The 16,469-nt window shown below is 67.3% G+C and carries 15 protein-coding genes; all 15 read left to right on the top strand.

Annotated elements, in window-relative coordinates; all coding sequences use genetic code 11:
- Window positions 1-27: 27 nt before the first annotated feature.
- The 15 genes from ACFFGN_RS31285 (at window position 28) to ACFFGN_RS31355 (ending at window position 16,443) form a co-directional block, all read left to right on the top strand.
- Complete coding sequence (locus ACFFGN_RS31285) at window positions 28-726, top strand: demethylmenaquinone methyltransferase (protein WP_380055176.1); 699 nt, start codon at window positions 28-30, stop codon at window positions 724-726.
- Window positions 727-966: 240 nt separating this feature from the next.
- On the top strand, window positions 967-2,286 hold the full coding sequence (locus ACFFGN_RS31290; RefSeq protein ID WP_380055179.1) for a geranylgeranyl reductase family protein: 1,320 nt from the start codon (window positions 967-969) through the stop codon (window positions 2,284-2,286).
- Window positions 2,287-2,422: 136 nt separating this feature from the next.
- The gene (locus ACFFGN_RS31295; RefSeq protein ID WP_380055182.1) at window positions 2,423-2,782 is read left to right on the top strand and encodes an NADH-quinone oxidoreductase subunit A; all 360 of its coding nucleotides are present in this window, start codon (window positions 2,423-2,425) and stop codon (window positions 2,780-2,782) included.
- A gap of 3 nt (window positions 2,783-2,785) precedes the next feature.
- A complete protein-coding gene (locus ACFFGN_RS31300) occupies window positions 2,786-3,340 on the top strand; it encodes a NuoB/complex I 20 kDa subunit family protein (protein ID WP_380055184.1) in 555 nt (184 codons plus the stop codon).
- A 76-nt stretch (window positions 3,341-3,416) separates the two neighbouring features.
- The gene (locus tag ACFFGN_RS31305) at window positions 3,417-4,127 is read left to right on the top strand and encodes an NADH-quinone oxidoreductase subunit C (protein WP_380055186.1); all 711 of its coding nucleotides are present in this window, start codon (window positions 3,417-3,419) and stop codon (window positions 4,125-4,127) included.
- The gene (locus tag ACFFGN_RS31310) at window positions 4,127-5,476 is read left to right on the top strand and encodes an NADH-quinone oxidoreductase subunit D (RefSeq protein ID WP_380055189.1); all 1,350 of its coding nucleotides are present in this window, start codon (window positions 4,127-4,129) and stop codon (window positions 5,474-5,476) included. The genes ACFFGN_RS31305 and ACFFGN_RS31310 overlap by 1 nt, the downstream gene beginning before the upstream one ends.
- Complete coding sequence (gene nuoE, locus ACFFGN_RS31315; RefSeq protein WP_380055191.1) at window positions 5,476-6,276, top strand: NADH-quinone oxidoreductase subunit NuoE; 801 nt, start codon at window positions 5,476-5,478, stop codon at window positions 6,274-6,276. The genes ACFFGN_RS31310 and nuoE overlap by 1 nt, the downstream gene beginning before the upstream one ends.
- Window positions 6,276-7,601: an NADH-quinone oxidoreductase subunit NuoF gene (gene nuoF, locus ACFFGN_RS31320; RefSeq protein WP_380055194.1), complete on the top strand. Its 1,326-nt coding sequence runs from the start codon at window positions 6,276-6,278 to the stop codon at window positions 7,599-7,601. Before nuoE ends, nuoF begins: the two co-directional genes overlap by 1 nt.
- Complete coding sequence (locus ACFFGN_RS31325; RefSeq protein WP_380055197.1) at window positions 7,598-10,027, top strand: NADH-quinone oxidoreductase subunit G; 2,430 nt, start codon at window positions 7,598-7,600, stop codon at window positions 10,025-10,027. Before nuoF ends, ACFFGN_RS31325 begins: the two co-directional genes overlap by 4 nt.
- The gene (gene nuoH, locus ACFFGN_RS31330) at window positions 10,024-11,352 is read left to right on the top strand and encodes an NADH-quinone oxidoreductase subunit NuoH (RefSeq protein WP_380055199.1); all 1,329 of its coding nucleotides are present in this window, start codon (window positions 10,024-10,026) and stop codon (window positions 11,350-11,352) included. Before ACFFGN_RS31325 ends, nuoH begins: the two co-directional genes overlap by 4 nt.
- The gene (gene nuoI, locus ACFFGN_RS31335) at window positions 11,345-11,893 is read left to right on the top strand and encodes an NADH-quinone oxidoreductase subunit NuoI (RefSeq protein ID WP_380055201.1); all 549 of its coding nucleotides are present in this window, start codon (window positions 11,345-11,347) and stop codon (window positions 11,891-11,893) included. The genes nuoH and nuoI overlap by 8 nt, the downstream gene beginning before the upstream one ends.
- Window positions 11,890-12,732 carry an NADH-quinone oxidoreductase subunit J gene (locus tag ACFFGN_RS31340; RefSeq protein WP_380055203.1) on the top strand — a complete coding sequence of 281 codons (843 nt, stop codon included), beginning with the start codon at window positions 11,890-11,892 and terminating at the stop codon, window positions 12,730-12,732. Before nuoI ends, ACFFGN_RS31340 begins: the two co-directional genes overlap by 4 nt.
- Window positions 12,729-13,028, top strand: coding sequence for an NADH-quinone oxidoreductase subunit NuoK (gene nuoK, locus ACFFGN_RS31345; RefSeq protein WP_380055206.1), 300 nt, complete (start codon window positions 12,729-12,731; stop codon window positions 13,026-13,028). The genes ACFFGN_RS31340 and nuoK overlap by 4 nt, the downstream gene beginning before the upstream one ends.
- Window positions 13,029-13,039: 11 nt before the next feature.
- Window positions 13,040-14,923, top strand: a complete 1,884-nt coding sequence (gene nuoL / locus ACFFGN_RS31350) for an NADH-quinone oxidoreductase subunit L (RefSeq protein WP_380055209.1) — start codon at window positions 13,040-13,042, stop codon at window positions 14,921-14,923.
- On the top strand, window positions 14,920-16,443 hold the full coding sequence (locus tag ACFFGN_RS31355) for an NADH-quinone oxidoreductase subunit M (protein WP_380055212.1): 1,524 nt from the start codon (window positions 14,920-14,922) through the stop codon (window positions 16,441-16,443). Before nuoL ends, ACFFGN_RS31355 begins: the two co-directional genes overlap by 4 nt.
- Window positions 16,444-16,469: the final 26 nt, after the last annotated feature.

The following is a 16,469-nucleotide window of genomic DNA, read 5'->3' on the forward strand; positions in this document are numbered from 1 at the left end:
GCCTTGACCGGATGCGAGACTGGCCCGGTGAGCCGAGCCGATCTGAGCAAGCAGCCCGAGGCCGTTGCGGCCATGTTCGACGACCTCGCCGAGGGGTACGACCGCACCAACGCCGTCGCCACCCTCGGCCTGGAGAAGTTCCACTGGCGGCCGCAGACCCTGGCCGCGATCGACCCGCGCAAGGGCGATCGCATTCTCGACCTGGCCGCCGGTACCGGCACGTCCAGCGTGAAGTTGCGCGAAGCCGGTGCCGAGGTGGTGTCGTGCGACTTCTCCATCGGCATGCTGCGGGTCGGCCGGCGGATGTTCCCGGAGCTGGACTTCGTCGCGGGTGACGCGCTGCACCTGCCGTTCGCGGACGCGTCGTTCGATTGCGTGACGATCTCGTGGGCGCTGCGCAACGTGAACGACGTCAAGGTCGCGCTGACCGAGATGCTGCGGGTGACCAAGCCCGGCGGCCGGCTCGTCGTACTGGAGAACTCGCACCCGACCTGGAAGCCGTTCCGGGTGGGCTACCTCGAGTACATGATGCGCGCGGTGCCGACGCTGGCGAAGGCCGTTGCCACGAACCCCGAGGCCTACATCTACCTGGCCGAGTCCGTGCGCGCCTGGCCGGATCAGGCCACGCTGGCCCGCACGATCGAGGGCACCGGCTGGGGCGACGTGCAGTGGCGCAACCTCACCGGCGGCGTGGTCGCCATCCACCGCGCCCGCAAACCAGCCTGACGCCGTATGAACGCAAAGAAAAAGCAGACCACTGGGGGCAGTGGTGGGAAAGCGATTTACGCACCCTGGATCTTGCGTAAATCGGCTGCTGGTAAAGGGATCCGGGCCGGTTTCTCAGAGTCGTTGACGCGTCCTAGACTGTCCCGTGTCCTGGGTTCGTGAATCAGTTCACGAGGAGTTCCGCACTCCAGTCCGGGGCACTGTCAGAGATCGAACCTCTACCAGCCAGGCCGGGATGAGATGAGCCAGATCGCGTCGACCACGGGTCGGCAGCAGGCCGAGACCGCAGATGTGATCGTTGTCGGCGCCGGGCCCGCGGGCTCCTCCGCGGCGTACCACCTGGCGAACGCCGGTCTCGACGTACTGCTGCTGGAGAAGACGGCATTTCCGCGCGAGAAGGTGTGTGGCGACGGCCTCACCCCGCGCGGTACCAAGCAGCTGATCAACATGGGCATCGACATCTCGCCCGAGGCCGGCTGGATCCAGAACTACGGTCTGCGCATCCAGGGCGCCGGGCATGTCCTGCAGCTGGACTGGCCCGAGCTGTCCAGCCACCCGAACTACGGGCTGACCCGGAACCGGATGGACTTCGACGACCTGCTCGCCCGCCAGGCCGTGAAGGCCGGCGCGAACCTGCGCGAGCGGACCAACGTCACCGGCCCGATCCTGGACGACAAGGGTCACATCGTCGGCGTGGTCGCGAAGCCGGTCGACGACAACGGCCGCCGCGCGGGTGCGGACATCGAGTTCCGCGCGCCGCTGGTGATGGCTGCCGACGGCAACTCCTCGCGGCTCAGCATCGGCATGGGCATTCACAAGCGCGACGACCGCCCGATGGGTGTTGCCGTGCGCACCTACTTCACCAGCCCGCGGCACGACGACGACTATCTCGAGTCCTGGCTGGAACTGTGGACCGACGACCCGAACAAGCCGGGCGGCCGCAACCTGCTGCCGGGCTACGGCTGGATCTTCGGCATGGGCGACGGCACGGTGAACGTCGGCCTCGGCATCCTGAACACCTCCGACGCCTTCGGCAAGGTGGACTACAGCGACCTGCTCAAGCAGTGGCTGAAGAACACCCCGGAGGAATGGCAGTTCCGCGACGAGTTCCAGACCATTCCGATTCGCGGCGCGGCCCTGCCGATGGGCTTCAACCGGCAGCCGCACTACACCCGCGGCCTGATGCTGCTCGGTGACGCCGGTGGCATGGTGAACCCGTTCAACGGCGAGGGCATTCCGTATGCGATGGAGTCCGGCGCGTTCGCGGCCGAGGTCGCCGCACAGGCGCTGCGTCGCCAGCCGGGTCAGCGTGAGCGCGCCCTCTCGGCGTACCCGAAGGCGCTCAAGCAGGAGTACGGCGGCTACTACACGCTCGGCCGCGTCTTCGTGAAGCTGATCGGAAATCCGGAGGTGATGCGGCTGTGCACCAAGTACGGTCTGCCGCGCACCACCTTGATGAAGTTCACCCTCAAACTCCTCGCGAACCTCACGGATCCTCGTGACGGTGACGTGATGGACAAGATCATCAACGGCCTGACGAAGGTGGCTCCGGCCGCCTGAGATGACGTCACCCGGTCGCGTAATCGGCGGGGCGGGTGAGCAAGACCACAGCGGGACTGGTAACAACTTGTCCCGTCGGCAGTAGACAAGGCACCGATCCGGCAGTACGGACGCAGAAGGAGGGAGCACGGACACGATGCACCCTTACGTACCGATTCTCATCCTCGGGATTCTGGCCACGATCTTCGTGGCCGGCACCTTGGTGACGAGCGCAGTTGTCGGCCCGAAGCGCTACAACCGGGCCAAGCTCGACTCCTATGAGTGCGGCATCGAGCCGACCCCGCAGCCCGTCGGCGGTGGCCGCTTCCCGGTGAAGTACTACATCACCGCGATGCTGTTCATCGTCTTCGACATCGAGATCATCTTCCTGTACCCGTGGGCCGTCGCGTTCGACTCGATGGCACTGTTCGGTCTGATCGAGATGGTGCTCTTCATCGCAACCGTGTTCGTCGCGTACGCCTATGTCTGGCGTCGCGGTGGACTGGAATGGGACTGAGTCATGGGTGTTGAAGAACAGCTTCCCGCCGGCGTCCTGCTGAGCACGGTCGAGGGCCTGGCGGGTTACATGCGCAAGGCCTCGTTGTGGCCGGCCACCTTCGGGCTGGCCTGCTGCGCGATCGAGATGATGACCACCGGAGCGCCGCGGTACGACGCCGCGCGGTTCGGTATGGAGGTCTTCCGGGCCTCGCCGCGCCAGGCCGATCTGATGATCGTGGCCGGCCGGGTCAGCCAGAAGATGGCCCCCGTGCTGCGCCAGATCTACGACCAGATGCCGAACCCGAAGTGGGTGCTGGCGATGGGTGTCTGCGCGTCGTCCGGCGGCATGTTCAACAACTACGCGATCGTGCAGGGCGTCGACCACGTCGTGCCCGTCGACATGTACCTGCCCGGCTGCCCGCCGCGGCCGGAGATGCTGCTCGATGCGTTCCTCAAGCTGCACGAGGACATCCAGCAGATGAAGCTCGGTGCCAACGCCAAGGCGCTCGACGCCGAGAACGAGAAGGTCGCGCTGACCGCGGCCCCGACGCTCGAGATGAAGGGTCTGCTCCGGTGAGCGAGCTGCGCGAGCGAACAATCAAGTACAGCGCGACTTGTGCCTCGTCGGCGCCCGCAGCGAAGCGAGGACGTCGATGAGTACTACCCAACCCGAGAACCTGCCGGCGACTTCCGCCGCCAGTGACGCGCAGACCCCGGGCGCGCCGGAGGTCATCGACCAGCGCCAGGGCATGTTCGGCGCCCGCGGCACCGGTGACACCTCCGGTTTCGGTGGCCTGCGCCGCCAGGTCGCGCTGCCCGGCGGATCGGCCAAGCCGTACGGCGGCTGGTTCGACGAGGTGGCCGAGCGGCTGGAGAACCTGGTCGGCGACGACGCGATCGAGAAGGTCGTGGTGGATCGCGGCGAGCTGACCGTGCACGTGCGGCGTGAGCGCCTGGTGGAGGTCGCGCAGCACATCCGGGACGACGCCGGCCTGCGGTTCGAGTTCTGCTCGGGCGTCAGCGGCGTGCACTACCCGAACGAGACCGGTCGCGAGCTGCACGCCGTCTATCACCTGCTCTCCATCACGCACAACCGGCGGATCCGGCTGGAGGTGTCCTGCCCGGACGCCGACCCGCACATTCCGTCCGTGGTGAGTGTCTACCCCGCCAACGACTGGCACGAACGTGAGACGTTCGACTTCTTCGGCATCATTTTCGACGGTCACCCCGCGCTGACCCGGATCCAGATGCCGGACGACTGGCCGGGTCACCCGCAGCGCAAGGACTACCCGCTCGGCGGCATCAACGTCGAGTACAAGGGCGCCGTCATCCCGCCGCCCGACACGCGGAGGTCGTACAACTGATGACTGCTACACAGGACCCCTACGCGGCGCCGTCGACCGCCCGGAACACCACCGAGGGCAAGGTCTTCACCGTCACCGGTCAGGACTGGGACTCGGTCGTCGCGGGTATCGGCGACGAGACCGAAGAGCGCATCGTCGTCAACATGGGCCCGCAGCACCCGTCCACGCACGGCGTACTGCGGCTCATTCTCGAGATCGAGGGTGAAACGGTCACCGAGGCCCGCTGCGGCATCGGCTACCTGCACACCGGTATCGAGAAGAACATGGAGTACCGCTCCTGGGTGCAGGGCGTCACCTTCTGCACCCGGATGGACTACCTGTCGCCGTTCTACAACGAGGCGACCTACAGCCTGGGCGTCGAGCGGCTGCTCGGTATCGAGGACCAGATCCCGGAGAAGGCCAGCGTGATGCGGGTCCTCCTGATGGAGCTGAACCGGATCTCCAGCCACCTGGTCTGTATCGCCACCGGCGGTATGGAGATCGGCGCGCTGACCGTGATGACGATCGGCTTCCGCGAGCGCGAGATGACGCTCGACCTGTTCGAGCTGATCACCGGCCTGCGGATGAACCACGCGTTCATCCGGCCCGGCGGCGTGGCCCAGGACCTGCCCCCGGGCGCCCTGGACAAGATCCGCGACTACATCAAGTGGATGCGCAAGCACCTGCCCGAGTACGCCGAGCTGTGCAACGCGAACCCGATCTTCAAGGCCCGGATGGAGGGCGTCGGCCACCTCGACCTGACCGGGTGCATGGCGCTCGGTATCTCCGGTCCGGTGCTGCGCTCCACCGGTTACGGCTACGACCTGCGCAAGGCCCAGCCGTACTGCGGTTACGAGACGTACGACTTCGACGTACCGACCTGGGACACCGCCGACGCGTACGGCCGGTTCCGGATCCGCCTGGCGGAGATGGACGAGAGCCTGAAGATCGTCGAGCAGTGCGCCGATCGGCTGGCCAAGCTGGACGGCGAGCCGGTGATGGTGGCCGACAAGAAGATCGGCTGGCCGAGTCAGCTGGCCGTCGGCAACGACGGCATGGGTAACTCGCTCGACCACATCAAGCACATCATGGGCGAGTCGATGGAAGCGCTGATCCATCACTTCAAGCTGGTCACCGAGGGCTTCCGGGTCCCGGCCGGTCAGGCCTACGTGCCGGTCGAGTCCCCGCGCGGTGAGCTCGGCGCGCACGTGGTGTCCGACGGTGGCACCAAGCCGTACCGGGCGCATTTCCGCGACCCGTCCTTCTGCAACCTGCAGGCGATGCCGATCATGTGCGAGGGCGCACAGGTCGCCGACGTGATCGTCGCCGTCGCCAGCCTTGACCCGGTGATGGGTGGAGTGGACCGCTGATGGCTGAGAGCACATCGACCAACAAGACCGTGCCGTACAGCACCGGTGACTCGAAGATCGGTGAGTCCACGATCGCCGAGATGCGCGAGCTGGCGGCGCGTTACCCGGTCGGCCGGTCCGCCCTGCTGCCGATGCTGCACCTGGTGCAGTCGGTCGAGGGCCGGGTCACGCCCGAGGGCATCGAGGCCTGCGCCGAGGTGCTCGGTCTGACCGGCGCCGAGGTGTCGGCGGTGGCGACCTTCTACACCATGTACAAGCGCCGTCCGGTGGGCGACTACCACGTCGGCGTCTGCACCAACACGCTGTGCGCGATCATGGGCGGCGACCTGATCTTCGAGCGCCTGACCCAGCATCTGATGGTCGGCAACGACGAGACCACCGAGGACGGCAAGATCACCCTCGAGCATCTCGAGTGCAACGCCGCGTGCGACTACGCGCCGGTGATGATGGTGAACTGGGAGTTCTTCGACGACATGACGCCGGAGTCGGCCACTCAGCTGGTGGACGACCTGCGCGCCGGTACCGAGGTGAAGTCGCCGCGCGGTGCCACCATCTGCACCTGGAAGGAAGCCGAGCGCGTGCTGGCCGGTTTCCCCGACGGCCGGGCCGACGAGGGCCCGACCGGTGGCAAGGCGACGCTGGCCGGTCTGCGGCTGGCCCGCGAGCGCAACTGGACCGCCCCGAGCGGCCAGGCCAGCGGTACGGCGCCGGTGCAGTCCGCGCCCGGCCCGCGCCCGGAGGACCAGCCCGGCCGTGAATCGCAGGCCGTGCACTCCGACGACACGCGGAAGGAGGACTGATGTCCTACGTGGCTCCCCTCACCCCGGTGCTGTCGAACAACTGGGACCAGGTTCGCGCCTGGCAGATCGGTTCGTACGAGCGCTCCGGTGGTTACACCGCGCTGAAGCGGGCCCTGTCGATGCAGCCGGCCGACGTGGTCACTGCGGTCAAGGACTCGGGTCTGCGCGGCCGTGGCGGCGCGGGCTTCCCGACCGGGATGAAGTGGTCTTTCATTCCGGCTAAAGACGCAGCCAACCCGAAACCGCACTATCTCGTGGTCAACGCGGACGAGTCCGAGCCGGGTACCTGCAAGGACATCCCGCTGATGCTGGCCTCGCCGCACACGCTGGTCGAGGGCGTCATCATCTCGTCCTACGCGATCCGCGCGAGCGTGGCCTTCATCTACGTCCGCGGTGAGGTCCTGCACGTCGTACGGCGCTTGCAGCAGGCCGTCGAAGAGGCCAAGGCCGCCGGTTACATCGGTACCAACATCCAGGGCAGCGGTTACGACCTCGACGTGGTGGTGCACGCCGGTGCGGGTGCCTACATCTGCGGCGAGGAGACGGCGCTGCTCGACTCGCTCGAAGGCCGTCGCGGTCAACCGCGGCTGCGCCCGCCGTTCCCCGCGGTCGCCGGTCTGTACGGCTGCCCGACGGTGATCAACAACGTCGAGTCGATCGCGTCGGTGCCGGCCATCATCGCCAACGGCCCGGACTGGTTCGCCTCGATGGGCACCGAGAAGTCCAAGGGCATGACGCTGTATTCGCTGTCCGGGCACGTCACTCGCCCGGGCCAGTACGAGGCTCCGCTCGGCATCACGCTGCGGGAGCTGCTCGACCTGGCCGGCGGTGTCCGTAACGGGCACGAGCTGAAGTTCTGGACGCCGGGTGGTTCGTCCACGCCGATCCTCACCGCCGAGCACCTCGACGTGCCGCTGGACTACGAGGGTGTCGGCGCGGCCGGATCGATGCTGGGAACGAAGGCGCTGCAGATCTTCGACCAGACCACCTGTGTGGTTCGCGCCGTACTGCGCTGGACCGAGTTCTACAAGCACGAGTCCTGCGGTAAGTGCACGCCCTGCCGCGAGGGCACCTGGTGGCTCGTTCAGATCCTGGAGCGGATGGAGGCCGGCAAGGGCACCGAGGAAGACCTCGCGACCCTGCTCGACCTCTGCGAGAACATCCTGGGCCGTTCGTTCTGCGCCCTCGGTGACGGTGCGACCAGCCCGATCTCCAGCTCGATCCAGTACTTCAAGGACGAGTACCTCGCCCACTTCACGCACGGTGGCTGCCCGTTCGACCCGATGGCCTCCACCTTGTTCGCTACTGCTGGAGCGACCGCATGACCATCCAAGCCAACCCGCCGGCCGGCGGCGCCGTCGAGCGCACCGATCTGGTGACGGTGACCATCGACGACGTCGAGGTCAAGGTCCCGAAGAACACCCTGGCGATCCGGGCCGCGGAGCAGATCGGGATCCAGATCCCGCGGTTCTGCGACCACCCGCTGCTGGACCCTGTCGGCGCCTGCCGTCAGTGCCTCATCGAGGTCGTTGACGCGGGCAACGGTCGCGGCATGCCGAAGCCGCAGGCCTCCTGCACGCTGACCGTTGCCGACGGCATGGTCATCCGGACCCAGGTGTCCTCGCCGGTGGCCGACAAGGCTCAGCACGGGAACATGGAGTTCCTGCTGATCAACCACCCGCTGGACTGCCCGGTCTGCGACAAGGGTGGCGAGTGCCCGCTGCAGAACCAGGCGATGACGAACGGCTACGGCGAGAGCCGGTTCACCGAGGTCAAGCGGACCTTCCCGAAGCCGATCAACATCTCGGCCGAGGTGCTGCTGGACCGCGAGCGCTGCGTGCTGTGTGCGCGCTGCACCCGGTTCTCCGAGCAGATCGCCGGTGACCCGTTCATCGCGCTGATCGAGCGGGGCGCGCTGCAGCAGGTCGGCATCTACGAGAAGGAGCCCTTCGAGAGCTACTTCTCCGGCAACACGATCCAGATCTGCCCGGTCGGCGCGCTCACCAGCGCCGCCTACCGGTTCCGCGCCCGGCCGTTCGACCTGGTGTCGGTGCCGAGCGTGGCCGAGCACGACTCCGGTGGCGCCGCGATCCGCGTCGACCACCGCCGGGGCAAGGTCATGCGCCGCCTCGCCGGTGACGACCCGGAGGTGAACGAGGAGTGGATCTCCGACCGGGACCGGTTCGCGTTCAACTACGCGAACACCGGCGACCGGCTGACCCACCCGCTGGTCCGGGACAACGGCGAGCTGCGGCCCGCGTCCTGGCCCGAGGCGCTCACCATCGCCGCGACCGGCCTGAAGGCCGCCAACGGCAACGCCGCGGTGCTGACCGGTGGCCGGCTCACCCTCGAGGACGCCTACGCGTACTCGAAGTTCGCCCGGGTCGCGCTCGGTTCGAACGACATCGACTTCCGGGCCCGCCCGCACTCCACGGAGGAGGCCGAGTTCCTGGCCGCCGTCGTGGCCGGAACCGGCCTCGGTACGACGTACGCCGATCTGGAGCGGGCCCCCAGCGTGCTGCTGGCCGGGTTCGAGCCCGAGGAGGAAGCGCCGTCGGTCTTCCTGCGCTTGCGCAAGGGCGTTCGCAGCAACAACACGTTGGTCTTCACGGTCGCGGCCTTCGGATCGCGTGGTGTCGAGAAGCTGAACGGCCAGGTGGTTCAGACCGCGCCGGGCAGCGAGGCCGCCGTACTGAGTGACCTGAACGCGGCCGGCCCGGTCGGCGCGGAGGCCCGTGCGGCTCTTGGCGCCGGTTCGGTGATCATCGTCGGTGAACGGCTCGCGACCGTGCCGGGCGCACTGTCAGCGGCCCTGCGGCTCGCGCTCGACACCGGTGCCGAACTCGCCTGGATCCCGCGTCGTGCCGGCGATCGGGGCGCGGTCGAGGCCGGCTGTCTGCCGAACCTGCTGCCCGGTGGGCGCCAGGTGACCGACGCTGCCGCCCGGGTGGACCTGCAGGCCGCGTGGGGTGTGGACGGTCTGCCGTCCGCCGCCGGGCGCGACCTCAACGCCATCCTGGAATCGGCCGGTTCGCTCGGCGCGCTGGTCGTCGCGGGTGTCGAGGTCGACGACCTGCCGAACCCCGAGGCCGCGCTGACCGCGTTGCAGGCCGCGCCGTTCGTGGTCAGCTTCGAGGTTCGCGCCTCGCAGGTGACCGAGCACGCCGACGTGGTCTTCCCGGTCGTACCGCCGGCGGAGAAGTCGGGCACGTTCGTGAACTGGGAGGGTCGCGAGCGGCCGTTCCCGGTGGTTCTCGACGTACCGACCGCGATGCCGGATGTCCGCGCGCTGGCCGCCCTGGCCAACGAGCTGGACACGCCGCTCGGCTTCAGCACGCCGGCCGGGGCCAAGCGCGAGCTCGACGAGCTCGGCCGCTGGGACGGCGCCCGCGCCGCCGAGCCGACGTACCACGCGGCGCCGGGGCAGGGTGCGTTCGACTCCACCCGCCTGGCCAGCTGGCGAATGCTGATCGACGACAGCCGCGGTAACGACGGCGAGCCCTACCTGGTCGCCACCGCGCGCAAGCCGGTCGCCCGGATCTCGCTGACGACGGCCCACCGCGTCGGCGTGGCCGACGGCGACGAGCTGGTGGTCAGCACCGCGGCCGGTTCGATCCGGCTACCGGTGGTCATCACCGCGATGGCCGACAACGTCGTCTGGTTGCCGGCGAACTCGGCCGGTTCACACGTACGGCGCGCCCTGCACGCCGACCACGGCTCGATCGTCACCATCGCCGGAGGGAACGCATGAGTCTGATCCCGCTCGCCGACACCCCGCAGGTGGGGTTCGGTTCGGACCCGTGGTGGGTCATCGGGCTGAAGGTGCTGCTGGTCTTCATCTTCCTGGTCGTCTTCACGCTGTTCAACATCTGGTTCGAGCGTCGCGTGGTGGCCCGCATGCAGCACCGCGTCGGCCCGAACGTGCACGGGCCGTTCGGTCTGCTGCAGTCGCTTGCCGACGGTATGAAGCTGATGTTCAAGGAGGACCTGACGCCGAAGGGTGTGGACAAGTTCGTCTACATCGCGGCGCCGGTGATCGTCTCGATCCCCGCCTTCATGACGTTCGCGGTGATTCCGTTCGGCCCGACCGTGCGGATCCCGTTCACCGACACCTACACCCGGCTGCAGATCACCGATCTGCCCGTCTCGGTGCTGTACGTGATGGCGATCGCCTCGATCGGTATCTACGGCATCGTGCTCGCGGGCTGGTCGTCGAACTCGACCTACTCGCTGCTCGGTGGTCTGCGCTCCAGCGCCCAGATGATCTCGTACGAGGTCGCGATGGGCCTCGCGCTGGTGGCGGTGTTCCTGTTCGCCGGGTCGCTGTCCACCTCGGAGATCGTCGACGCGCAGGCCTCCAGCCAGACGATCAACCTGCTCGGCGCGGAGATTCCGATTCCCGGCTGGTACGCCGTACTGCTGTTCCCGTCGTTTGTCATCTACGTCATCTCCATGGTCGGTGAGACCAACCGGGCGCCGTTCGACCTGCCCGAGGCCGAGGGTGAGCTGGTGGCCGGCTACCTGACCGAGTACTCCTCGATGAAGTACGCGATGTTCTTCCTCGCCGAGTACATCAACATGGCGACGGTGTCGGCACTCGCGACCACGCTGTTCCTGGGCGGCTGGCGAGCCCCTTGGCCGATCTCGATCTGGGACGGCGCCAACGAGGGCTACTGGCCGGTGCTGTGGTTCTTCGGCAAGCTGCTCGCCTTCGTGTTCTTCTTCGTCTGGTTGCGCGGAACGCTGCCGCGACTGCGCTACGACCAGTTCATGAAGCTGGGCTGGAAGGTCCTGATCCCGATCTCGCTGGGCTGGATCGTTCTGGTCGCCACCGTGCGTGCGGTCGGTCGCGAGGTCGAGTTCAACCGGACCTACCTGCTGGTCGCCGCCGGCATCATCGCGGGCTTCGCGATCATCACGATGTTCCTGCCGCAGAAGCAGGAGCCGGAGCCGACCACCGCGGCCGCGGACGAGGAGTTCGACGCGTTCGCCGGCGGTTACCCGGTACCACCACCACTCATTCCTGACACTGCGACTGCTGGTGCCGAGACTGCGAAGGAAGGCAACCGTGGCTAGCGTGAAGGAGTCCCTCTGGGACCCCATAGCCGGATTCGGGGTCACCTTCCGGACGATGTTCCGGGGTGTGTTCACCGAGGAGTACCCGTTCGAGAAGAAGCCGACCGCGCCGCGGTTCCACGGCCGGCACCAGCTGAACCGCTGGCCGGACGGCCTGGAGAAGTGCATCGGCTGTGAGCTGTGCGCGTGGGCCTGCCCCGCGGACGCGATCTATGTCGAGGGCGCGAACAACGGCGAGGGCGAGCAGTTCTCGCCCGGCGAGCGGTACGGCCGGGTGTACCAGATCAACTACCTGCGCTGCATTCTGTGCGGGTTGTGCATCGAGGCCTGCCCGACGCGCGCGCTGACGATGACCAACGAGTACGAGTTGGCCGATCGCAGCCGTGAGTCCCTCATCTACGAGAAGAAGGACCTGCTCGCGCCGCTGCTGCCCGGTATGGAGGAGCCGCCGCACGCGATGCAGCCCGGCACCACCGACAAGGACTACTACCGCGGCAACATCATTCCGCTGACCGCGGTCGACGGGGGTGGCGACAAGTGATCGGCCTGGTCACCGGCGCCGATGTCGCCTTCTGGATGCTCGCGCCGATCATGGTGCTCGCCGCCATCGGCATGATCCTGGTCCGCAAGGCGGTGCACTCCGCGATCTTGCTGGCCACGGTGATGATCTGCCTGGCCGTGCAGTACGCGGCCCTCGACGCGCCGTTCCTGTTCGCGGTGCAGATCATCGTGTACACCGGCGCGATCATGATGCTGTTCCTGTTCGTACTGATGCTGGTCGGTGTCGACGCCGCGGACTCCCTGGTGGAGACCATCCGCGGACAGCGCCTGCTGGCCGGACTGGCCTTCCTCGGCTTCGGCGTACTGCTGGTCTTCGCCACCGGCAGCGCGGTGTACGGCGACCCGATCGGCCTTGAGGCGGCCCAGCCGAACGGCAACGTGAGCGGGCTGGCCCAGCTGCTGTTCGGTAAGTACGTCTTCATCTTCGAGGCCACCTCGGCGCTGCTGATCACCGCCGCGCTCGGTGCGATGATGCTCGCGCACCGGGAACGCCTCAGCCAGCGGAAGACCCAGCGCGAGCTGGCCGCCGACCGGATCCGCAAGTACGCCGAAGAGGGTGTGCACCCGGGTCCGCTGCCGACGCCCGGTGTACTGGCCCGGCACAACGCGGTCGACACCCCGGCGCTGCTGCCGGACGGCTCGATCGCGCCGACCTCGGTTTCGCGGGTGCTGCAGTCGCGTGGCACGGTGTTGCCCGAAAGCGAGGAGCGCGCGGACATCGAGGCCGTGCGCGAGATCGCCGGTGATCCAGGTGACTCGGTCTCGCCCGATCTGACCGGGACCGACCAGACCGGCTTCATCGAAGGGGACAAGCAGTGAGCGCCGAGCCGTACATCATTCTGAGCGCGCTGCTGTTCAGCATCGGCGCCCTCGGCGTGCTGATCCGCCGGAACGCGATCGTGGTCTTCATGTGCGTCGAGCTGATGCTGAACGCGACGAACCTGGCCTTCGTCAGCTTCGCCCGCCAGCACGGCAACCTCGACGGCCAGATCGCCGCCTTCTTCGTGATGGTGGTGGCCGCCGCCGAGGTCGTGATCGGGCTGGCCATCATCATGGCCATCTTCCGCACCCGTCGTTCGGCTTCGGTCGACGACGCCAACCTGCTGAAGTACTGAGGTACTAACCGATGAGTCATGAGCTGACCGTGACACTGGCACCGCTGCTGATAGCGATCCCGTTGGTGTCCGCGGGCGTATTGCTGCTCGGTGGTAAGGCCACCGACAAGTGGGGTCACCTGCTGGGTACGGCGGCCTCGCTGGCCTCCTTCGTCTGTGGTGTCCTGCTGTTCTTCCAGATGCAGGGCCTGCACGCCGAGGAGCGGCACGAGACGGTCAAGCTGTTCGAGTGGTTCTCGGTCGGCAGCATCCACGTGGACGTGTCGCTGCTGGTGGACCAGCTGTCGATTCTCTTCGTGCTGCTGATCACCGGTGTGGGCAGCCTGATCCACATCTACTCGATCGGCTACATGGCGCACGACCCGCGCCGCCGCCGGTTCTTCGGCTACCTGAACCTGTTCGTGGCGTCGATGCTGCTGCTGGTCCTGGCCGCCGACTACCTGCTGGTCTTTGTCGGCTGGGAAGGCGTGGGTCTCGCGTCGTACCTGCTGATCGGGTTCTGGCAGCACAAGCATTCGGCCGCCACCGCCGCGAAGAAGGCGTTCGTGGTGAACCGGGTCGGTGACATCGGCCTGTCCCTCGCGGTGATGAGCATGTGGGCGCTGTTCGGGTCCTCGGCCTTCGCCACCGTGAACGAGGGCGCCGAGGGGCTGTCGGACAAGTGGGCCACGCTGGTCGGCCTGATGCTGCTGCTGGCGGCCTGCGGTAAGTCCGCGCAGGTGCCGCTGCAGTCCTGGCTGCTGGACGCGATGGAGGGCCCGACCCCGGTCTCGGCCCTGATCCACGCGGCGACGATGGTCACCGCGGGCGTCTACCTGGTGACCCGCTCGCACGCGATCTTCGAGCAGACCGAGGCGGCCTCCACCGCCGTCGTCATCGTCGGTGCGGTCACGGCGCTGGCCGGTGCGATCATCGGTTGCGCCAAGGACGACATCAAGAAGGCCCTGGCCGGTTCGACGATGAGCCAGATCGGCTACATGATGCTCGCGGCGGGCCTCGGCCCGGCGGGTTACGCCTTCGCGATCTTCCACCTGATCACGCACGGCTTCTTCAAGGCCAACATGTTCCTCGGCGCCGGTTCCGTCATGCACGGCATGAACGACGACGTGAACATGCGGCACTACGGCGGCCTGGCGAAGTACATGAAGGTCACCTTCGTGACGTTCTCCTTCGGCTACCTGGCCATCCTCGGCATTCCGCCGTTCTCCGGCTTCTTCAGCAAGGACAAGATCATCGAGGCCGCGTTCGCGGACAACTTCGTGGTCGGTCTGGCCGCCCTGCTGGGCGCGGGTATCACCGCGTTCTACATGACCCGGCTGATGCTGATGACGTTCTTCGGTGAGAAGCGCTGGGCCAAGGACGTGCACCCGCACGAGTCGCCCGCGGTGATGACGGGCCCGCTCGTCGTACTCGCGGCGCTCTCGCTCGGTGGTGGCGCGCTCTACTTCGCCGGTCACTGGATCGTCGAGTGGCTCGAGCCGGTGGTCGGGCACGAGGAGCACCACCCGCCGGTGAGCGCGCTGGTGATGACCGTGATCACCCTGTCGGTGGTTGCCGTCGGCATCGCCATCGCCGTGGTCCGGTACCGCCGCGAAATTCCGCGCGAGGCGCCGGTCAAGGTCTCGCCACTGACGACATTTGCGCGCCGTGACCTCTACGGTGACGCCCTGAACGAAACGGTTCTGATGCGCCCGGGCCAGTATCTGACCCGGACCCTGGTCTGGTTCGACAACCGTGGGGTGGACGGCTCCGTTAACGGTGTCGCCGCGCTCTTCGGTGGCTTGTCCGGCCGGCTGCGCCGGTTCCAGACCGGCTTCGTCCGTTCGTACGCACTCAGCATGGTCTTCGGCGCCGCATTCGTGGTCGTCGCCCTCCTCGCGGTGAGGTTGTCGTGAAAATCGGTTGGCTGACCCTGACACTGCTCCTGCCACTGGTCGGAGCCGTCGCCACAGCACTGGTGCCGAAAGCGAAGGCCACGTTGGCCAAGCAGCTGGCGCTCGCGTTCTCCGTGGTGACGCTGGTCCTGACGGCGATCATCGTCGTCGGCTACCAGTCCGACGGCGGCGCGCGGTACGTCGAGGACCACACCTGGATCGAGGCCTTCGGCGCGCACTACGCGCTCGGCCTGGACGGTATCGGCGTGGTGCTGATCGCGCTCACCGCGCTGCTCACCCCGATCGTGCTGATCGCCTCCTGGAACGACGCGAAGGGCGGGCGCTGGAGCGAGAAGTCGTTCTTCGCCTGGGTGCTCGCGCTCGAGGCACTGTCGATCGGCGTGTTCGCCGCCACCGACGTGTTCCTCTTCTATGTGCTGTTCGAGGCCACGCTGATCCCGATGTACTTCCTGATCGGTGGCTTCGGCGGTGCGCAGCGTTCGTACGCCGCGGTGAAGTTCCTGCTCTACTCGCTGCTCGGCGGTCTGCTGATGCTGGCGTCGGTGATCGGCCTGTACGTCGTGTCCGCCCGCGCGGGCGAGCCGTCGTACCTGCTCAGTGACCTGTCCCAGCTGGACCTGAGCACGAACACCGAGCGCTGGCTGTTCCTCGGCTTCTTCTTCGCCTTCGCGGTGAAAGCGCCGATGGTGCCGTTCCACACCTGGCTGCCGGACGCCGCCGCCGAGGCGACGCCGGGTACGTCGGTACTGCTGGTCGGCATCCTGGACAAGATCGGCACCTTCGGCATGCTGCGGTTCTGCCTCGGCCTGTTCCCGAACGCGTCCGAGTGGGCCACCCCGGTGGTGCTGGTACTCGCGCTGATCTCGGTGCTGTACGGCGCGCTGCTGGCGATCGGCCAGACCGACATCAAGCGCCTGATCGCGTACACCTCGATCTCGCACTTCGGCTTCATCGTGATGGGCATCTTCGCGCTCACCTCGCAGGGCCTGGTCGGCTCGACGCTGTACATGTTCAACCATGGTCTTTCCACCGCCGCGCTGTTCCTGGTCGCGGGCTACCTGATCTCGCGGCGTGGTTCGGCCCGGATCGCCGACTACGGCGGGGTGGAGAAGGTTGCGCCGGTGCTGGCCGGAACGTTCCTGTTCGCGGGTCTGTCCAGCCTCGCGCTGCCCGGCCTGTCGCCGTTCATCTCCGAGTTCATGGTGCTGGCCGGCGTGTTCAGCAACCACAAGGTGATCGCGGTGATCGCGGTGTTCGGCATCGTGCTGGCCGCGCTCTACATCCTGATCATGTACCAACGCCTGATGACCGGACCGGTCCGTGACGGCATCGAGAAGCTCAAGGATCTGAACGCCCGTGAGGTGTTCGCGATCGCACCGCTGGCGCTGCTGATCGTCGGCTTCGGCTTCTACCCGAAGCCGGTCGTCGACATCATCGAGCCGGCCGTGAAGGCGACCATGGAGCACGTCGGCGTGTCCGACAAGGCCCCTGAGATCCCCGTGACGGAGGGACAGAAGTGAGCGCAGTGCTGACCTCGCTGGCGCCG

The organism is Kribbella deserti (assembly GCF_042434725.1).
Taxonomy (GTDB): Bacteria; Actinomycetota; Actinomycetes; order Propionibacteriales; family Kribbellaceae; genus Kribbella; species Kribbella deserti.

Excerpts from the sequence above, each read along its gene's own strand:
- nuoH (WP_380055199.1), top strand. The coding sequence starts at position 10,024 with ATGAGTCTGATCCCGCTCGCCGACACCCCGCAGGTGGGGTTCGGTTCG.
- ACFFGN_RS31325 (WP_380055197.1), top strand. The coding sequence starts at position 7,598 with ATGACCATCCAAGCCAACCCGCCGGCCGGCGGCGCCGTCGAGCGCACC.
- nuoL (WP_380055209.1), top strand. The coding sequence starts at position 13,040 with ATGAGTCATGAGCTGACCGTGACACTGGCACCGCTGCTGATAGCGATC.
- ACFFGN_RS31295 (WP_380055182.1), top strand. The coding sequence starts at position 2,423 with ATGCACCCTTACGTACCGATTCTCATCCTCGGGATTCTGGCCACGATC.
- nuoF (WP_380055194.1), top strand. The coding sequence starts at position 6,276 with ATGTCCTACGTGGCTCCCCTCACCCCGGTGCTGTCGAACAACTGGGAC.
- ACFFGN_RS31305 (WP_380055186.1), top strand. The coding sequence starts at position 3,417 with ATGAGTACTACCCAACCCGAGAACCTGCCGGCGACTTCCGCCGCCAGT.
- ACFFGN_RS31300 (WP_380055184.1), top strand. The coding sequence starts at position 2,786 with ATGGGTGTTGAAGAACAGCTTCCCGCCGGCGTCCTGCTGAGCACGGTC.
- nuoE (WP_380055191.1), top strand. The coding sequence starts at position 5,476 with ATGGCTGAGAGCACATCGACCAACAAGACCGTGCCGTACAGCACCGGT.
- ACFFGN_RS31310 (WP_380055189.1), top strand. The coding sequence starts at position 4,127 with ATGACTGCTACACAGGACCCCTACGCGGCGCCGTCGACCGCCCGGAAC.
- ACFFGN_RS31290 (WP_380055179.1), top strand. The coding sequence starts at position 967 with ATGAGCCAGATCGCGTCGACCACGGGTCGGCAGCAGGCCGAGACCGCA.